The organism is Candidatus Obscuribacterales bacterium (genome assembly GCA_019744775.1).
GTDB lineage: Bacteria > Cyanobacteriota > Vampirovibrionia > Obscuribacterales > Obscuribacteraceae > SBAT01.
In genome coordinates, this window is sequence record JAIETZ010000001.1 from 25,333 (window position 1) to 42,073 (window position 16,741).

Consider the following 16,741-nt stretch of genomic DNA (forward strand, 5'->3'; position numbering starts at 1 on the left):
AAAGTCAGCACCAATCAGGTTTTTAGCAAAGCGGAGAATTTTTCTATATGACTCAGACTTTAGTAGAACCAAAAGTCAAGGTAGATCGAAAGTGGCAACTCTGGATAGATGGAAAATTTGAAGACGGAGAAACGGAAAGAGAGCTTTACAACCCGGCAACAGGTAAAGTTCTGACGAAAGTATCCGAAGCCTCCGGCAAGCAAGTAGAAAAGGCAATCAAAGCTGCCCGCAAGGCTTTTGATAAAGGACCTTGGCCGAGACTAACGGCAGCCGAGCGCTCACAGTTTCTCTTTAAGATTGCCGACAAGTTGGATGAAAACAAAGAAGAGCTGGCTCAGCTTGAAACATTGAATGGTGGCAAACCGATTCGTGAATCTCGCTATGACATAGGCGATGCAGCTAACTGCTTCCGTTATTATGCAGGACTTATAACCAAGCCATCCGGTCAACAAGTTGATGTGCCGGCACCATCTTTTACAACTGTAGTTAGAGAACCAATTGGTGTTTGCGGTCAAATAATTCCCTGGAATTATCCATTACTCATGGCTGCCTGGAAATTGGCTCCGGCACTAGCTGCAGGAAATACTTGTGTGCTAAAGCCCTCAGAATACACACCGCTTACTGCTGTCCGCCTTGCCGAAATTCTGAACGAATTGGAATTGCCTGCAGGTGTGGTAAACATTGTTCTTGGTGGCGGTTCGAATGTCGGACAACCGATTGCTGAAAGTACATTAGTCGACAAAATTGCGTTTACCGGCAGCGTGAAGACAGGCAAACTAATAGCATCAGCTGCTTTGTCGAACTTGAAGAAAGTGACATTGGAATTAGGCGGCAAATCACCAATGGTTGTCTTTCCTGATTTCGATCTCGATATTGCAGTCGACTATGCGCTCTTTGCTATTTACTGCAATGCCGGTCAAGTATGTTCAGCCGGCTCGCGCATGATTGTCGAAGAATCTATCTATGACGACTTCGTCAAAAAGATGGTTGCCCGCGCTAAGAAAATTAAAGTTGGACCAGGTCTTGATGAGAATACGGAAATGGGTCCGCTTGTTAGCGAAGCGCAACTCAAACGCGTCATGGAATACATTGAGGTAGGCAAAAAAGAAGGCGCCAAATTAGAAGTCGGCGGAGAGAGAGCTACAGGCAAAGATCTATCAAACGGCTATTTCGTAAGTCCAACAATTTTCAGCAACGTAAAACCGAACATGCGCATAGCCCAAGAAGAAATTTTTGGACCTGTTGTCGTCATAGAAAAATTCAAAACTGAAGACGAAGCAATTGAATTAGCAAACGACAGCCAATACGGTTTGGCTGGAGCTGTTTTCAGTAACGACATTACACGTGCACACCGTGTTGTGAAAGCAATTCGCGCAGGAATTACTTGGGTGAATGTGTATCACAACACTTATGCAGAATGTCCCTGGGGCGGCTACAAACAAAGTGGCTGGGGTAGAGAACTTGGTGTTGCCGGTCTCGAGGCATACACTGAGCTCAAGCAAATAAACATCAATCTTGATCCACAACCCGTTGGTTGGTTTGCAGAGTAATCGAGATTCAATAACGCTTTATTATCTTCATTCGTAGGGGCGCATTGCATGCGCCCGTGTTCCACGTTGTCAGAAGACACTTGTCAATAATGTAAGTTTTATCAAGCTTATCCTTTCTCAAAGGCCCAACTGCTGCCGGTTTCCGTTGCTTACAAAATAAGCACAAGTCAAGAGGGGCAATAACTTCTTGGCATGAGCTTCCACCATGTTAAAATTGCGGTCCATTGAGCTTTCCGCCGGTATTCATGAAACAGAGACGGTATCAAGCAATTACACTTTCCCTGACGGCTTTACTTAGCTGGCAGACACTGTCGCCTGTATTTGCCCAAGATTCTCTCGATTCGGCTCCAAGCCCGGATAGCATCCCGTCTGATCTGACCATTCACAACGTCACGGTTGAAGGCAACAGACTTATTCCGACAGAAGACATTCTCAATGTCGTTAAGACAAAACCCGGAGACAAATTCGATCGCGATCAGGTAATGACTGACTTAAAAGCGGTCAACTCTATGGGCTATTTTGACGATCGCAATTTGCAAGTTGTCCCGGAATTAAATTCAGGTGGCGTACTTCTCAAAATCCGTGTGCAAGAAAATGCGCCTGTAACGCAATTCGCCTTCCAAGGCAACAACGCTTTATCCACAGAAGAAATTTCCAAATCCTTCTCAGATCAATTAGGCAAACCGCAGAACTTAAATCAACTGTCTTCAGCAATTGATAAAGTCGAGCAAACCTATCATGAGAAAGGTTATTTGCTGGCGCGTGTTGTTGATGTAAAAGACGATCCTGACGGCAGTATCGGTATGACCATCAACGAAGGCGTAATTGAAAAGGTTGAAATTGTCGGCAACCATAAAACAAAAGACTTCATCATTAAAAACGCTATCAAAGTCAAACCCGGTTCCGTGTACAACGAGCGCGATCTAACAACTGCCTTGCGCAAGTTGTACGCCAATGGTTATTTCCAGGACATCAGAAGATCGCTTACGCCAAATCCGACTGACCCAAACAAGTACACGCTTAAGGTGGAAGTTGATGAAAAACGCACCGGCTCAGTAGGCTTAGGTGGTGGGGTCGACACAGTTGCCGGTCCATTTGGATCATTTAGCGTATCTGACGCCAACTTCCGCGGACGCGGACAAGTTGTGCAAATGAATGCGCAAATTGGTTCAGGCATGTTGAACTCGTTGTCGAACACTGTGAACAACGGCGGCAACAAATTCCTCTCCAACAGACGTACTTATCAGTTGGAAGGCTCGTGGATCGAACCGAACTTAATGGGAAGCAAAACATCACTTGCCTTAAATGCCTTTGCCCGAGATTTCAACTCGATGACGATTGATTATTCTCAGCAGCAGACTTTTGGTTTAGGCGCTACATTTACCAGACCTCTAGCTAAACACACAACAGCCAATTTAGGTTTACTTGGTGAAACAACCAAACTCTTCGATGTAGGAAATTTCGCCAATAACATGAACACTACTGAGTATCTAACTCAGCAAGCCCTTCAACAAGGCTTCACCAATAATCCGACAACCGCCTACCAAATGGCCAATCAGGTGCGCAACCAACAACTGCAAGGCGGCACTTATGCAACTTTTAGCCCGTCAATACAATATGACACCAGAGACAGCATGTCCGATCCGCATAAGGGATCAGTTGCACGCCTATCAGGAGGTCCTTCTCTGGGCTTGGCTGGACCAAGTTTTATGCGCTTGGGTGCAAGCGTTAGCAAATACGTACCAGTAACAAGAAATTCAAATCTTGCTTTCAACTTCCAGGGCGGTGCCGCGATGGGCGGCATGCCGCAATTTGCCATGTATCGACTAGGTGGCTATAACGGACTGCGCGGTTATCGTCAGTTCACTGATCTGGGAACTGGCTCTTCAATGCTTATGGCCACTGCGGAATATCGTTTCAAAATTCCTATGCCAAAAGGCAGCGGTTCTTCTGTTTATAACTATGTCGCCAACAAAGTAAATAAGCACGCAAGACTCGCATTGTTTACCGACGCCGGAGCTGTCGGTGGCAATGCCATGACAAACGACTTTTTCCAAAGAGGAACAATTGGTGCCTCGGCTGGTATCGGATTGCGTCTCAATTTGCCGATGGTCGGCGTAATCAGACTTGACTACGGTTTCCCTCTGTTAAGTACGGCTTTGGGCAAGATGACACCACGCTTTACAGTCGGCTTCGGAGACAAATTCTAGCTTGCCCATTACAGGGTGTTAATAGTGTGCAAATCACACTGGATGAAGCCTCTCCAATATTGTAAACTGTGCCCGTCGTTAATGCATGTGTGCACATGCCTGAGACATATCTTTTTGGAGAAAGAAATGCGTAACTCTCATAAGTTGCTTTCCATAGCCTTACTTGCCGCTACTATGGCTCTGCCAGCTAGCGCCCAACAAGCCGCTACAAAGATGTCGATTGGTCTTATTGACCGCGAAAAGCTGCTAACAAGCTACAGCAAAGCAGAAGCTGCTGCTAAAGATTTCAAATTGGCTCAAGACCGCGTACAGAAGATCATGGAAGATGGTCAGAAGCAGTACGACGAAGCCAAGAACGCCCACAAGCCACCAGCAGAATTGGAAGGCTTGAAGAAGCGCTTGGAAACCACCGTTGATGATGAAATGAAGAAGCTATCCGCAAAAGCTCAAGCCTTGGAAACACAATTGGAAGCTGACGTAGATGCTGCCGTTAAGGCAGAAGCTGCCGCTCGCAAGATTGATGTTGTGATGATCAAGCAAGCAGTCTTCATGGGCGGAACAGATATCACTGAAGGCGTACTGAAGCGCCTAACAGCAGGTGCTCCTGTTTCCACTGGTGCTGCCACAAGCAACGCCACCACGAAGTAAGGCACCGGCAAAAGCAAGTTCTATGAATTTGCTCTACACAAATTACTGCAAAGCCGGGTCGTTCAAGGCTCGGCTTTGCAATTTAGGAGATAAGTTATGAAGTTGCCGCAAGAGCTGAAGCTAAAAGACTTGGCCTTTTTCATTGGTGGAAAAGTTATAGGCGATGGTGATACGAAAGTATCAACATTTGCCATGAATCCGCTGGCTGCCAAAGAAGGTGATTTAGCAGTACTATTCGACAAGGCATATTTAAAGCGCATTGACGAGTGCAAAGCATCAGCAGCAATTGTTCCATCAGGGACAAAGTGCTCCATACCTCATATCGCAGTTGATCGTCCGCTACTAGCGATGCAAAAAATGCTGGGCGCCATGCAACCAAAACGCTTCATTCCTCCTAATGGAATTCATCCATCTGCTGTTATTGATGAAACTGCCACCATCGGTGAAAAGGTAGCAATCGGTCCGAATGTTGTTATTGGCCCCGGTTCAACAATTGGGGACAATACAACAATCATGGCCAACTGCGTAATCGGCGGCAAAGTAAACATTGGCCGCAATTGCTTATTACATCCAGGTGCCTTAATTGCAGATTACGTGCAAATCGGCAATCGTGTAATCATTCAGCAAGGTGCAAGCATTGGCTCCGATGGTTTCTCCTACGTCACTGAAAAAATGTCCAATATCGAGCGCAGACTGGCAGGTATTACACCGCTGTCAAAAGAGCAAAACAGCAACCTCAAAATTCCAAACATCGGCAATGTAATTATTGAAGACGATTGTGAGATAGGTGCAAATGCAACAATAGACAGAGCAACTGTCGGCTCCACAAAAATTGGTGCCGGTACCAAGGTGGATAACTTGGTCATGATTGCTCACAATTGCAATATCGGCAAGGATGTTTTGGTTATCGCGCAATCAGCAGTTGCCGGCTCTTGCAAAATACACGACAGAGCCATTCTTGCCGGGCAAGTCGGGCTCAAGGACCACATCACAATTGGTGCTGACGCAATTATCGAAGCACAAGCCGGCGTATTGTCCGACATTGCTGAAGATGCCGTTGTTGTCGGCTCACCGGCATTACCTGCACGTGAACACTTAACCAACGTTGCCTATGGCAGAAAAGGCGAGCAAATGTACAAACAGCTGCGCGCCCTGCAAAAGAAAGTTGATGAGTTAGAAGCACAACTTAACGGCAAAGCAATGGCGACGGCAAAGTAGAGGATTTATCTATGCAATCCAAAGTATTGGACAGAAAACCAATTACGTTTGAATCCAAAGGATTGACCTCCGGAAAAACCGTCAAAGTTGAGATCAATTTTGAAAAGCCAGGTCACGGCATTGTTTTTCAATTACCCGGTGGCATAAATGTTCCGGCTAACGCCGACAGCGTCGTCAATACTTTGCGAAACGTTGTGCTCGGTAAAGACTCCAATCGTCTATGCATCGTAGAGCATTTCTTGTGCGCCACAAGCCTCTTTGGCTTGACCGACCTGCTTGTAAAAGTAGATGGCCCGGAAATGCCCTTAGGCGACGGTAGCGCCAAAATCTGGTTTGACTTATTCGAATCAAATGGACTTAAACCAGAACCACCTGCGGCAACAGTCGAACTCAAAGAACCGGTTACTTGCGGCAAGGGCGATAGAATGCTTTTGGCTATTCCCGATGAAACATTTTCAGTCACTTACCTCATGGACTGGAACCATCCCAAGATAGGCAAGCGCTGGCAGACTTGGACAAGTGCCATGGCTCCCTCGGAAATATTCAATGCCAGAACTTTTGGTTCACTCAAGGAACATGAGATGCTTGGTTTGAGTCAAGATGTGGTAAGCCTAACAGCCGATGGTTTCACACAGCCATTGCACTTTGAGGATGAACCTGTCAGACACAAGCTTCTTGATCTAATAGGCGACCTGGCACTTTGCGGTATCAATCCACTGACGATAAAAGCTCGTTTCATCAGCATCAAAGCTGGTCACGAGATGGATGTCGTTATGGCTAAAAAACTAAAAGACATACTCAAATAGTCGGAGAAAAAATATGAACAATACATCCAAGCTAGCAACACTAGCATTAGCTTTAGCTTTGCTTGGGCAACCTGTCCAGGCAGAACAAACAGCCAGCGAGTCAAAAGGCGTCAGTCTCACAATCTACAATCAGAATTTCGGCTTAGTTAAAGATGTCCGAGCAATTGAATTGAAGGCAGGACTAAATGACGTTCGTTTTGAAGATGTAGCCGCCCAAATCGATCCGACATCTGTTAGCTTTCGCTCTTTGACAGCACCAAATTCGGTAGTTGTCAGAGAACAGAATTACCAATACGACCTTTTAAACCCAAACACTATTCTTGCTAAATCTATCGGCAAACAAGCCAGATTTCGTCAATTCCTAGGTAATGGACAAATAAATGACATTACAGGAACACTTCTGAATGCTCCCCAAGCAACAATTGCCGATGGCAACGGCAATTTGTCCATGACCACCCAAGGACTGGTAATCAAAACCGCCGATTCGATAATTCTAAATCCGGCAGGACAAATTGAATTGTCCGGACTACCTTTAGGATTAGTTTCCAAGCCGTCGCTGCTCTGGAAAATTGAGACTAATAAACCAGGAAATCACGAAACAGAAATTGCCTATCAAACTCAGGGGCTAAATTGGCATTGCGATTATATTGCCGTAGCCAATGAAGACGATACCAAGGTTGATCTAACAAGCTGGGTGACTTTGAACAACACATCCGGGGCCAGCTATAAAGATGCCGCCCTAAAATTAGTGGCAGGAACTCCGCATCTAGTGCCTGTTCCTGCGCCCCGTACAATGGCATTTTCGGCAGGTGCGAGCGATATGATGATGGCCAAAGAAAATTTTGCCGAGCAGTCCTTTGCTGAATATCACCTATATAAGTTAAATGGTGTGAGCGACGTTAATCAGAACGAGACGAAGCAAATAAGCCTGTTCAACGCCGCTGACATTCAAGCAACAAAAACACTGGTCACAGAGTCCCAGCCGATTTTTTGGCAGCTGCCTGATCAAGACGACAAGCAACCAGTAAATGTAAAACTGGAAATAAAGAACAACAAGGCAAATAATCTAGGAATGCCTCTGCCTCAAGGAAAAATTCGCGTCTATAAAAAGGACCAGGACGGTTCCCTGCAATTTGTGGGCGAGGATTCAATAGGCCATACTCCCAGGGACGAAAGCATAAAACTGCAACTGGGCACTGCCTTTGATGTTATTTGTGAGCACAAACAAATGAACTTCCAGCAGGTCTCGGATCGTATAAGTAGACTGTCCTGGGAAAGTAGCTTGCGCAATCAAAAGGACAAGCCAGTTACAGTTTTAGTTGTAGAGCACGCGCAAGGGCAATGGAAAATCCTAAATTCCAGCCAGCCCTTTGAGAAAAAGGACGCACGTACTTTTGAGTTCAAGGTACCTGTACCAGCTCATGGCGCAGCAAAAGTAACCTATCAAATTGAGATCAAGAATTAGGTTTAGTCTTGATCTCTTGATCTATTGGCCAGACTCGCCCTGCGTAGCAGAGCTATTCGACTGAGTTGACTCTGTCGTTCTCGTTTCTGTAGCAGGAAACAGAAACAAATTGAGTAATTGTGTTGCCTCAGATAAAGCCTCAGCGTCTAATGTTCCTATTCGCAAGGAAATCCTTAGAGATCAAGATCCTTAAGAGTCTTGTCTTCAGGTGTTTCTCGTCGTGGTACAGGCGAAGATACAGGAGAAGATACAGGACCGACCCCCGGTTCTATGACGCTCGGAGCCTTTGCTGGAGCCGCTTTCGGCATCTTGACTCCTAATGTATATGACTTATACAATGTGCCATCCAGATAGACTCTAAATTCATAACCGGATGATGCACCACCGGCACTAAATTGAAACGGTCTTGTCTCATCGCGAGACAAGGGAATTTCAAATTCATCAATAATTCTTCGTTCTTGCTGCCAAATGACTCTGCCTGATGCGGGATCGTATAAATCTGCTTTCAGCGAAAGTGTACTTATTTGATCTGGTCCTGGGTTCCAAACATTGCCCTTAATGGAGGCAACGCCACCTGAAAATGAGATATTGACACCACGCAAAGCAACCTTACCGCCGCCCATAGTCGTATCCATTTCCTTAGCTTGCTGCAAGTAACCGTAACCTGTGTCAGATTCGCCTTTATCAAGCAATTCTTTTCCGCGTCTTTCAAGAAGAATTGCCAGTTTTTGCTTTATCAAGTCTGCTGCGGGTTCTTGCCCATAGAGAATCATTGCCTTTTGATATTGATCAATTGCCAAATCCAGATCACCTTTTCGTTCATAGATAGCGGCAGTTCTTTCAAGATTTGCCGGACGCTCGACTGAAGTATTCAGCTTGGTCAAATAAGAAAGTGCCTTAGCGTCGTCACCTGAAGAGGCATATTTGTCAGCTAATTTTTGATCGATGGTAACAAGTCTTGCGTCCGCCTCAGCATAACGGCTTCCTTCAGCAAGCTGCTTAACCTCTTCCCAGCATTGCAAGGCCTTTTCCAGATCGCCATCGCGCAAGGCAATGTCTCCCCAGAGGGCATCTAAGTCGGCAAGCTCTCCCCGTTTTCCCGGCACTCCCGCCTGAGCAAGTGGGCGCAAAAGTTCAATCGCCTTTTCAAATTGTTCACGTTGCCTGTAGTAATTGGCCAATTCCGAAGCTAACTGTGGTTCGGCTATTACACTTACGCCCTGCTGTTGGGCTTGGGTAATCAACTGCCAGGCTTTGTCTACTTGATCGCAGCCAACATATGCGCGAGCCAGAGATAAAAGAACGCGTGGATTATTCGGGTGCGCGGCAAGTGCCTTTTCAAAGGTCTTAACGGCAAAAGCATATTGTCCATTGGCCAATTCCTTTTGTCCTTGAGAGACCATAAGATCAGCATCTGTCGGTCTGTTTAAAAAGAAAAATGTGCCGCCGGCAAATACAACAATTATGGCTACCGCTAATAGCACTCCCAAACCGACGGGAATATTGCTTCCATGCAACTTGTTTTTGAGACTGCCACGCTTTTGATGGTGATGTCGAGCATGGTCATGATTTTCATGAATATGCTCGCCTTCAGCTTGAGCCGCTGGAGGCTGCCCGCGTAAGAGACGATAGTCTTGAACCTGATCTCTGTTGCTGCTTACTTCTTGCTTGCCGCCTTCGACTTGGTGAGCAAGTGCCGCTCCACAGGAGACACACTCCTTATAATGAGCCGGCAAAAATAATCCACAAGAATGACACTGCATTTAGTAAAAAGGGCGGGTTGCCCCGCCCTTCCTTTATGATTCCGTCGAAATTACTTGATCTCGACTTTGGCTCCAACAGCTTCAAGCTTTTGCTTGATCTGTTCAGCTTCTTCCTTCTTAACCTTCTCTTTGAGCGGCTTTGGAGCTGCATCAACGAGGTCCTTAGCTTCTTTCAAGCCGAGGCCGGTTACTTCGCGGACGATCTTCAGAACTTCAATCTTCTTATCGCCAACGTTAGCCAAGATTGCATCGAAATCGGTGCGCTCTTCAGTTCCACCAGCAGCTCCGCCGCCAGCAGCACCCGGCATTACAGCCATTGCCATAGGAGCAGCAGCTGTTACACCGAATTTGTCTTCCATTTTCTTTTTGAGATCTGCAGCTTCGAGCAAGGTCAAAGAACCAATTTGATCGAGCAAATCATCAACTGATAGTTTAGTTGCCATTGTTTATCTCCTTAGATAAATGTCTTAACGAACGGATTCCCTAATTGCGCTAAGCCGCGTTGTTTTTCTTCGCGACTTCCTCAGACATGACAGCGATATCGCGGATGATCGCCTCTAGCATGCCAGCAATATTTCTGGCGCCAGAATCCAATCCACCCATGATGCTGGCCAAAAGTTGCTCTCTGGATGGCAACTCGGCAAGGTTTTTGACCTCTTTTTCCGAAATGACATTACCTTCAAGCACCGCACCACGAATCTCACCCTTCTTCAAATCCTTGATGAAGTTCACTGTGGTTTTTGCAGGAGCAGCTGGATCGTCTAAACCGATCACGAGGGCTGTTGGGCCCTTAGCTAAATCCTTTACCGAAGCAAACGGACCATCGTTGGATGCGATTTTGATGAGTGTATTCTTCGCGATATGGCATTTGGCATTGTCCTTATCCAACTTGCGGCGGAATTGCTGAAGCTCAGCCACCGTCAAGCCACTAAGGTCCGTAACAATGATGACTTTGCCATCATTTATTACGTCGCGCAAATCAGAGACGATCTCTTGTTTGCGTACTTTTGTAGCCATTTTCAAACTCCCCAATAAAGCAAAAATCCCGGGGTCTTTTCAGCTCCAGGATCACAAATGAGGGAGTTGCCTCCCCTTCGACATTTATCGATTTTGTGACCTCAAGCCGGCAGGTCATACGACCTATTACGCTCGGCTCTTACGAGCCTTGCACCAGACTGTCTTAAGTCCAGAAGGTAATTTTTGCAATTTCGCCATGCTTCGTCAAGGGAAAACACCGCTGCAGTGAGATATTATTAAGCGATGATCGAAATTCCTAATAATCCCTTTAGTAAGCACGTCTTCGTCTGTGTCACAGGCAAGACCTGCCCGGCACAAGGCTCCGAAGAAGTCCTGGATATCCTGCGGAAGGAAATCAAAGAACGCGGGCTGAAAAGCAAGATACGCATCAACAAGGCTGGTTGCTTTGACCAGTGCGGTAACGGTCCTCTAGTCGTCGTCTACCCGGACAACGTCTGGTACGCGCACGTCAAACCATCCGACTGCCACGAAATAATTGAGTCACATTTGCTCAATGACAAACCGGTTACGAGATTACTCTACGATGGGCGCGGCAAACATCATTTGTAGACTCCAGCTTCGACTTCGCTTGCCATCCGGCACTACTCGTTCGTTTCGCTAGGAAAACATGTTTTGTAGGGGCGCATTGCATGCGCCCGCTATCCAAAAGATATCTCTTTGTTAACGCCGCTTCATCTTAGCACTTTTCATTCTCGACACTTGATATCCAGCCTCAGCCACCACGGGTGGTGAGTTTCCCTTCAGAATTCCCTCCAGCTCTTGATTTCCTGGGTGAATTGTAATTTGTCACGTCCGAGAATCTAACTATAATTAGCGAGGTTGCTTGATTACCTGGGACAGACAAATGCTCGACGACTCAATAAGAAAATTGAGAATGCGCAAAGATGACCCGACAAGAGAGGGGCTTTACGCCAGTCGCTGGGGCATCATCAAAGCCTTGGCTCGCCAGATGGACAAGAAGAGTGGCGATCCAACTTGGCAGATACGCCGTGATTCTCTTTCTGAACTAACTGAGCAAATTATCTCAACCTACCAGACTGGTGCTAACTCAGATCGTTCGCATTGGGTTAGCCAACTGGCTCAAGACAGCGCCTCTTATGTCAGCGACTTACGCAGCGCTCAGAGTAAAAGGGCATCTGAAGAAATAAATCTACAGAAGTTCACTGAGGAAATGGTGCAAAACGCATTTACTCACCTTCGCACTTATGCCTTCGAATTCAACAACGCTGTCGGTCTGTCAGAGTTGCACGTGACTTGCACTAAACCGGACACGGTGACCGAAGTCACTCGTTACAGCGTTCGTCGCGAACCGATTGAAACGGTATCAAATTATCGAGCACGTATCTCAACTCGCTTTTTTAGTCTTATCGTACGCGGCAATGAAGGGACAGTTGAGTTTTACTTGATTCCAGTGCAAAAAGTTATCGGCATGAGTCGGACTGAAATAGCCTATAAACCAATTGCCCGCCTGATGGGTTCCCTTAATGGGTCGCAACCATCCTGGATGATTGGCGACCAAGAACTAGATTCCGAGCGCCTAGAAAACCTACTTTCGGACCTGTTTAAGGAACTCATCGAGCATAGCCGTCAATTTATTACGCGCGGGCGATAGAAACCAGCTCAGTCAGGGAAGATTTACACTGGAAAAGCCCAGAGTAAATATGTCAGAACCAATTACAGTACTCATCGTTGAGGACCATCAGGTAACGCTTGATGGTTTAAGTATGGGTTTGTCTCGCGAGCCTGATATTAAGGTTGTAGGCGCTGCCTCAGATTCAAACACCGGGCTTAATATTGCCAAAGACCTGCGCCCGGACATAATTTTGCTCGACTTGCACGTACCGGGAGACACCGGTCCTAAATCAATGGTGCAGTCTTTTCTTGCTATTCCTGGTTGCCGGGTCATTATCTTTTCCGGAGAAAGCCGCATGGCTTTCATTCAAGTCGTAATGGATTTAGGCGCTTCCGGTTATTTGCTCAAATCTGAAAGCGTCGCCAAAGTGGCTGAGACAATCAGGCAAGTGATGTCCGGCAAAAAGACTATTCTGTCCAACGAACTTGTCGTCGACAAAACGAAGCTAACTAAATCAGAAGAAGAGGTGCTTAAGTCCCTTGCCCGCGGCATGAAGTATCAAGACATTGCCGACACACGCAAAACGTCACCTGCCACAGTCAGGAAACAATGCGAGTTATTGCTCCTCAAATTAGGACTCACCAGTCGTGAAGAACTTATAGCCTGGGCCGTCAAGAAAGGCTTCGGCAGTCTGGAAAGCGAAAAATGAGTTGGCTTGATAAAGCTCTTTCGAAAATAGGTCTTGCGCCCCCAAGTCCTAGTTACCCTCAAGAAGAAAGAAGAAAGCAGGCTCGCCGCGCCTCCGATACACCGCAAACAAGAATGAAGTCAATTTGGGAGCATTCGCTGGACGAAATAGCTTCACCGCGTCCACCGGCCGTGGAAAAAGAAAAACCCACAGGACTTCGCTCACCGGGAGCAACCAAAGTCTGGTACGACCTCTGGCTTAAAGAGCTAATCAGACTCGTTGCATCTGAAAAGGCGACGGAAAAAGAAGCTGCGAATCCGGAACTAATCACGCAATCTACAAAGAGCATGATTGTCACCATCTTTGATGCCTTGACCACTTTAATCAGTGAGTTTAACGAAGCAGCCGGTGTGGCGTCACTAAAAGTGACAGTGACGGAACCGCACAAGGCACAAAACTTCTACCGCTTCCGCATCTCTACAGGCACCTGGAGTCTTACAGCTCGCGGACAAGCAGGAACAATAGAGTTCTTTCTCTTACCGGCCGGTGAGCTAATAAACATCTATGAAAATGAAACCTCGCGAAGACTTCGGGCTACCCTGCATTTAAATACACAAACTTCTCCATCTTTCTGGAGTGTTAACGGCATGCCTTTGGACGTTCACGAATCCAGAGTGCTTATTAGGAATCTATTTAAAGACTTAGTTGTGAAGTCATCCAACGAACTTCAATCAAGCACGCAGTCATTGACCCCCGCTGTTGATTTGAGCGGCGACAAAATGAGCCAGATACTTCATGACCTTGCCATGGAAAAACAAAATCTTGTCCAAAAGATAGTTATCCAACAAGAGGAAGTGCAAAAACGCATTGCTCGAGATCTGCACGACACAGTAATTTCAGATGTGATGATGCTCAAGCGATCACTGACTGAGCAATCAATGAATAAGGAAAAGGTGGTCGATACTCTGGACAGCATAAATGGAAAGCTCAGAGAAATTTGCCATGATCTTGCACCCCGTGACCTAATTGATTGGGGGCTCCAACCTGTAATAGAAGACCTCTTACAAAGGGTTGCCGAACAAACAGGAGCTGATTGTTCATTTAGTTGCGACTGCCAACTGCCTGAGCTTTCCGAAAGCGTTCAGCTGCATATTTTCCGCATCATCCAAGAATGCCTGAATAATGCAGTTAAATATTCCGATGCCAGCCGTATCCAGGTTAGAGTCGACAGAATACCCGGACAACTGTCCTTCATTATTGAGGACAACGGCAAAGGCTTTAGCCAAGATGAGGAAAGTGAACCTCAAACTTCTAAAGATGGCGGCTTTGGGCTGGGCGGCATGCACGAGAGAATTGACTTAATCCGCTGTTTTTACCCGGCTAGACTGGCTATTGAGTCTCAACCAGGAGCTGGAACCAGGGCTTCCATCATCCTAGCCATCGGTTGAAACGCCCGTGCAACTAGCTATAGCCCGGAATTATGAACAAAACGTTAACTAGAGTAGGCTGTTAGTTTTGCGCCCGGAAAGCCTTGTCCAACATAGCTTTGCTGAATTTTATACGCACTTTCGTTGACTAATTTCGGTGGATTCCTTTGACTCTTGGAAACCCTTATAGTGTTCGCAGGTTGAACGCAATGCGGCTTTGACCGCTAAGGGGAGTACGAGACATGTTAAACATTGGCAAAATAAAATTGGCGCCAACTGCCAATCCGGCAAGTAGAGAAGCTTTTTTGGATACGCGTTGGAGACATTCGGCAGACGAAATTAAAAGATACGACAAGGCATCATTTGGTTCAGGCAGCAATCGTTATTATGATGAAACAGCAGACTTAACTGAACAAATTCTATCGACTTACAATACTTGCGCCAACGGACGACGTTCCGACTGGATGCGTGATCTTGCTCGCGAATCTATAGAATTCATCGCTGATGTTCGCGGCATGCAGTACAAAGCCGTCAAGAAAGAAACTATCTTCAATCAATCCATAGCTCACATAGTGACCGAGCTTTATACAATGCTCAGAGCCTATGCCTTCGAGTTTAACCATTCAGTTGGCTGGAATGATTTATACATTACTTGTTCCAAACCCGGTTTTGTAACTGAAGTTACTCGCTACAACATTTTCCGTGAACCAGTGGAATCAGTTACTAATTTCCGTGCTCGTATGTCCACCCGCAGCTGGAGCGTAGTAATCAGAGGAAGGAAAAACAAAATAGATGTTCTGCTTATTCCTGTGTACAAGGTAATTGGATTGAGTAAAGCAGAAACCGAATTTCCTCCGATTCTCTCTTTGTCCGGAACACTTACTAAAAAACAAGTTCAATGGAGTCTCAACGGTCAACCTCTTCTAGAGGGTCAACTGGAAAACATTGCCATGGAAGTCTTCGCTGCCCTTATCACCAAGAGCAAGGAAGCCATTCAAAACAACGTTACTCCTGTAGTCGAAGACGACATGGACCAATTAGAATCTGCCTAAATCCTCCTCAATAGGCACTAGGAGAGACTGCGGTGAGTAAAATCACCGCCGTTTTTCTTCGAATTAGATTAAATCATACGCTCGTGCCACCACTTTTCTTAAATTCCTCACATGCATGAAAGCGCCATTCCATGCGCCTTTCAGCCTCCTCATACACGATTTAGTGCACGTACTTTTGCGAATTCACACCGCTTTGACCAAGCGGTATAAATATGAGCATGAAGGGATTAGCTCTCGCAAGCCACTCCCCAAAGAAGGATAAGACATCATGGCAAAGGAAGGATTGAAGCAAACGCTTCGTGCTAACCAAACAATTAACGCAGTTTTTCACGACTCAAAATGGCGCGATGAAAAATGCTCAGAAGTATATGACAAAGACGGTCTCTACCGCGGCATTCCTTACACGCACGACTACCGCAGTGCATTAAGAGAAGAAATATTGGCCAAGCATACGCCAAGCCAAGAAGCTTCTCGCTCGGACTGGATGCGCAGTCTCACTCAGACGTCGCTGTCAATGTTAGCTTCATCACGAGGCACTCGCCTGCAGGTTGTTCAACAACAGGCTAAATATGATAATTCAACAGCAGATCTAATAGGCAAAATATTCAGCATTCTTAGAACCTACGCTTACCAATATAATCACTCCATTGGTTGGTCGGAGCTTCACGTAACCTGCTCAATTCCAGGATTTGTCACTGAAGTCATGCGCTATAACATTTTGCGCGAAGCATCAGAAACTCTAACCTACTTTCGTGCTCGCCTCTCGACCAGCAGCTATAGCTTGGTAATGCGTGGACGCAATCACAAAATCGAAGTATTTCTGATACCGGTCAGCAAATCAATCGGGCTTACTCAATCTGAAAAGAACTTCAAGCCAATAGTTACATTCACTAGCCGCTTAGAAGGCAACTCCGTAGAATGGTCAATGGAAGATCAACCTCTTGTTGATGGACATATGGAATTAATTGCCATGGAATTATTCACCATGCTCATTTCTGCAAGCAACGAAAACATGCAGACTTATCAACCGGCGGCAAAAGCTGCCAGCGACCTGACCAGACTATCGCAAGAGAAGGTGTCATAGTCCCCAAAACGGAAGTGCCGGCAGGAGGTGCCCTCAGGACAATTCGTCTATTTGAGGCAGCGACCAATCCCGCCGGCTAAATTAGAGTTACCCTAGGCTCTAGCTACTTAAACTAGCACCACCAATGATATAAGACGGTCACTACTGGTTATAGTTAACGATATCAACACCTAAAAACCCTCGCCAGTATTGGCAAATAGGCTTAAGACCCAAGCGCTT

15 protein-coding genes are annotated in these 16,741 nt (G+C 46.2%); 12 read left to right on the top strand and 3 right to left on the bottom strand.

What is annotated here, in order from left to right; genetic code table 11:
* Positions 1–47: 47 nt before the first annotated feature.
* From K2Y22_00120 to K2Y22_00145, 6 genes are all read left to right on the top strand, one after another.
* Complete coding sequence (locus tag K2Y22_00120) at positions 48–1,550, top strand: aldehyde dehydrogenase family protein (GenBank protein ID MBX9876837.1); 1,503 nt, start codon at positions 48–50, stop codon at positions 1,548–1,550.
* A gap of 245 nt (positions 1,551–1,795) precedes the next feature.
* Positions 1,796–3,760 (top strand): BamA/TamA family outer membrane protein, encoded by a 1,965-nt coding sequence (locus K2Y22_00125; protein ID MBX9876838.1) that lies wholly within the window; start codon positions 1,796–1,798, stop codon positions 3,758–3,760.
* 126 nt (positions 3,761–3,886) lie between these two features.
* Complete coding sequence (locus K2Y22_00130; GenBank protein ID MBX9876839.1) at positions 3,887–4,408, top strand: OmpH family outer membrane protein; 522 nt, start codon at positions 3,887–3,889, stop codon at positions 4,406–4,408.
* A 96-nt stretch (positions 4,409–4,504) separates the two neighbouring features.
* Positions 4,505–5,626: a UDP-3-O-(3-hydroxymyristoyl)glucosamine N-acyltransferase gene (gene lpxD, locus K2Y22_00135; protein ID MBX9876840.1), complete on the top strand. Its 1,122-nt coding sequence runs from the start codon at positions 4,505–4,507 to the stop codon at positions 5,624–5,626.
* Positions 5,627–5,637: 11 nt separating this feature from the next.
* Positions 5,638–6,432 (top strand): UDP-3-O-acyl-N-acetylglucosamine deacetylase, encoded by a 795-nt coding sequence (locus tag K2Y22_00140; protein ID MBX9876841.1) that lies wholly within the window; start codon positions 5,638–5,640, stop codon positions 6,430–6,432.
* Between the two features lie 13 nt (positions 6,433–6,445).
* Positions 6,446–7,897 (top strand): DUF4139 domain-containing protein, encoded by a 1,452-nt coding sequence (locus K2Y22_00145; GenBank protein ID MBX9876842.1) that lies wholly within the window; start codon positions 6,446–6,448, stop codon positions 7,895–7,897.
* A 173-nt stretch (positions 7,898–8,070) separates the two neighbouring features.
* On the opposite strand, the gene K2Y22_00150 is transcribed toward K2Y22_00145, so the two are convergent.
* The 3 genes from K2Y22_00150 to rplJ form a co-directional block, all read right to left on the bottom strand.
* Positions 8,071–9,633: a tetratricopeptide repeat protein gene (locus K2Y22_00150; protein ID MBX9876843.1), complete on the bottom strand. Its 1,563-nt coding sequence runs from the start codon at positions 9,631–9,633 to the stop codon at positions 8,071–8,073.
* Between the two features lie 77 nt (positions 9,634–9,710).
* The gene (gene rplL, locus K2Y22_00155; protein MBX9876844.1) at positions 9,711–10,103 is read right to left on the bottom strand and encodes a 50S ribosomal protein L7/L12; all 393 of its coding nucleotides are present in this window, start codon (positions 10,101–10,103) and stop codon (positions 9,711–9,713) included.
* A gap of 49 nt (positions 10,104–10,152) precedes the next feature.
* On the bottom strand, positions 10,153–10,677 hold the full coding sequence (gene rplJ / locus K2Y22_00160; protein MBX9876845.1) for a 50S ribosomal protein L10: 525 nt from the start codon (positions 10,675–10,677) through the stop codon (positions 10,153–10,155).
* 243 nt (positions 10,678–10,920) lie between these two features.
* On the opposite strand from rplJ, the gene K2Y22_00165 reads away from it, so the two are divergent.
* The 6 genes from K2Y22_00165 (at position 10,921) to K2Y22_00190 (ending at position 16,522) form a co-directional block, all read left to right on the top strand.
* Entirely contained in the window at positions 10,921–11,247 is a 327-nt protein-coding gene (locus tag K2Y22_00165; protein ID MBX9876846.1) for a (2Fe-2S) ferredoxin domain-containing protein, read from the top strand.
* Between the two features lie 295 nt (positions 11,248–11,542).
* On the top strand, positions 11,543–12,310 hold the full coding sequence (locus tag K2Y22_00170) for a hypothetical protein (protein ID MBX9876847.1): 768 nt from the start codon (positions 11,543–11,545) through the stop codon (positions 12,308–12,310).
* Between the two features lie 49 nt (positions 12,311–12,359).
* Positions 12,360–12,980, top strand: coding sequence for a response regulator transcription factor (locus K2Y22_00175; protein ID MBX9876848.1), 621 nt, complete (start codon positions 12,360–12,362; stop codon positions 12,978–12,980).
* A complete protein-coding gene (locus tag K2Y22_00180) occupies positions 12,977–14,407 on the top strand; it encodes a sensor histidine kinase (GenBank protein MBX9876849.1) in 1,431 nt (476 codons plus the stop codon). The genes K2Y22_00175 and K2Y22_00180 overlap by 4 nt, the downstream gene beginning before the upstream one ends.
* Positions 14,408–14,628: 221 nt before the next feature.
* Complete coding sequence (locus K2Y22_00185) at positions 14,629–15,438, top strand: hypothetical protein (protein ID MBX9876850.1); 810 nt, start codon at positions 14,629–14,631, stop codon at positions 15,436–15,438.
* A gap of 268 nt (positions 15,439–15,706) precedes the next feature.
* Positions 15,707–16,522, top strand: coding sequence for a hypothetical protein (locus K2Y22_00190; protein ID MBX9876851.1), 816 nt, complete (start codon positions 15,707–15,709; stop codon positions 16,520–16,522).
* Positions 16,523–16,741 lie beyond the last annotated feature (219 nt).

What these genes read in the sequence shown, in the direction of transcription:
- K2Y22_00120 (MBX9876837.1), top strand. Translation starts at nt 48, where the DNA reads ATGACTCAGACTTTAGTAGAACCAAAAGTCAAGGTAGATCGAAAGTGG.
- K2Y22_00125 (MBX9876838.1), top strand. Translation starts at nt 1,796, where the DNA reads ATGAAACAGAGACGGTATCAAGCAATTACACTTTCCCTGACGGCTTTA.
- K2Y22_00130 (MBX9876839.1), top strand. Translation starts at nt 3,887, where the DNA reads ATGCGTAACTCTCATAAGTTGCTTTCCATAGCCTTACTTGCCGCTACT.
- lpxD (MBX9876840.1), top strand. Translation starts at nt 4,505, where the DNA reads ATGAAGTTGCCGCAAGAGCTGAAGCTAAAAGACTTGGCCTTTTTCATT.
- K2Y22_00140 (MBX9876841.1), top strand. Translation starts at nt 5,638, where the DNA reads ATGCAATCCAAAGTATTGGACAGAAAACCAATTACGTTTGAATCCAAA.
- K2Y22_00145 (MBX9876842.1), top strand. Translation starts at nt 6,446, where the DNA reads ATGAACAATACATCCAAGCTAGCAACACTAGCATTAGCTTTAGCTTTG.
- rplL (MBX9876844.1), bottom strand. Translation starts at nt 10,103, where the DNA reads ATGGCAACTAAACTATCAGTTGATGATTTGCTCGATCAAATTGGTTCT.
- rplJ (MBX9876845.1), bottom strand. Translation starts at nt 10,677, where the DNA reads ATGGCTACAAAAGTACGCAAACAAGAGATCGTCTCTGATTTGCGCGAC.
- K2Y22_00165 (MBX9876846.1), top strand. Translation starts at nt 10,921, where the DNA reads ATGATCGAAATTCCTAATAATCCCTTTAGTAAGCACGTCTTCGTCTGT.
- K2Y22_00170 (MBX9876847.1), top strand. Translation starts at nt 11,543, where the DNA reads ATGCTCGACGACTCAATAAGAAAATTGAGAATGCGCAAAGATGACCCG.
- K2Y22_00175 (MBX9876848.1), top strand. Translation starts at nt 12,360, where the DNA reads ATGTCAGAACCAATTACAGTACTCATCGTTGAGGACCATCAGGTAACG.
- K2Y22_00180 (MBX9876849.1), top strand. Translation starts at nt 12,977, where the DNA reads ATGAGTTGGCTTGATAAAGCTCTTTCGAAAATAGGTCTTGCGCCCCCA.
- K2Y22_00185 (MBX9876850.1), top strand. Translation starts at nt 14,629, where the DNA reads ATGTTAAACATTGGCAAAATAAAATTGGCGCCAACTGCCAATCCGGCA.
- K2Y22_00190 (MBX9876851.1), top strand. Translation starts at nt 15,707, where the DNA reads ATGGCAAAGGAAGGATTGAAGCAAACGCTTCGTGCTAACCAAACAATT.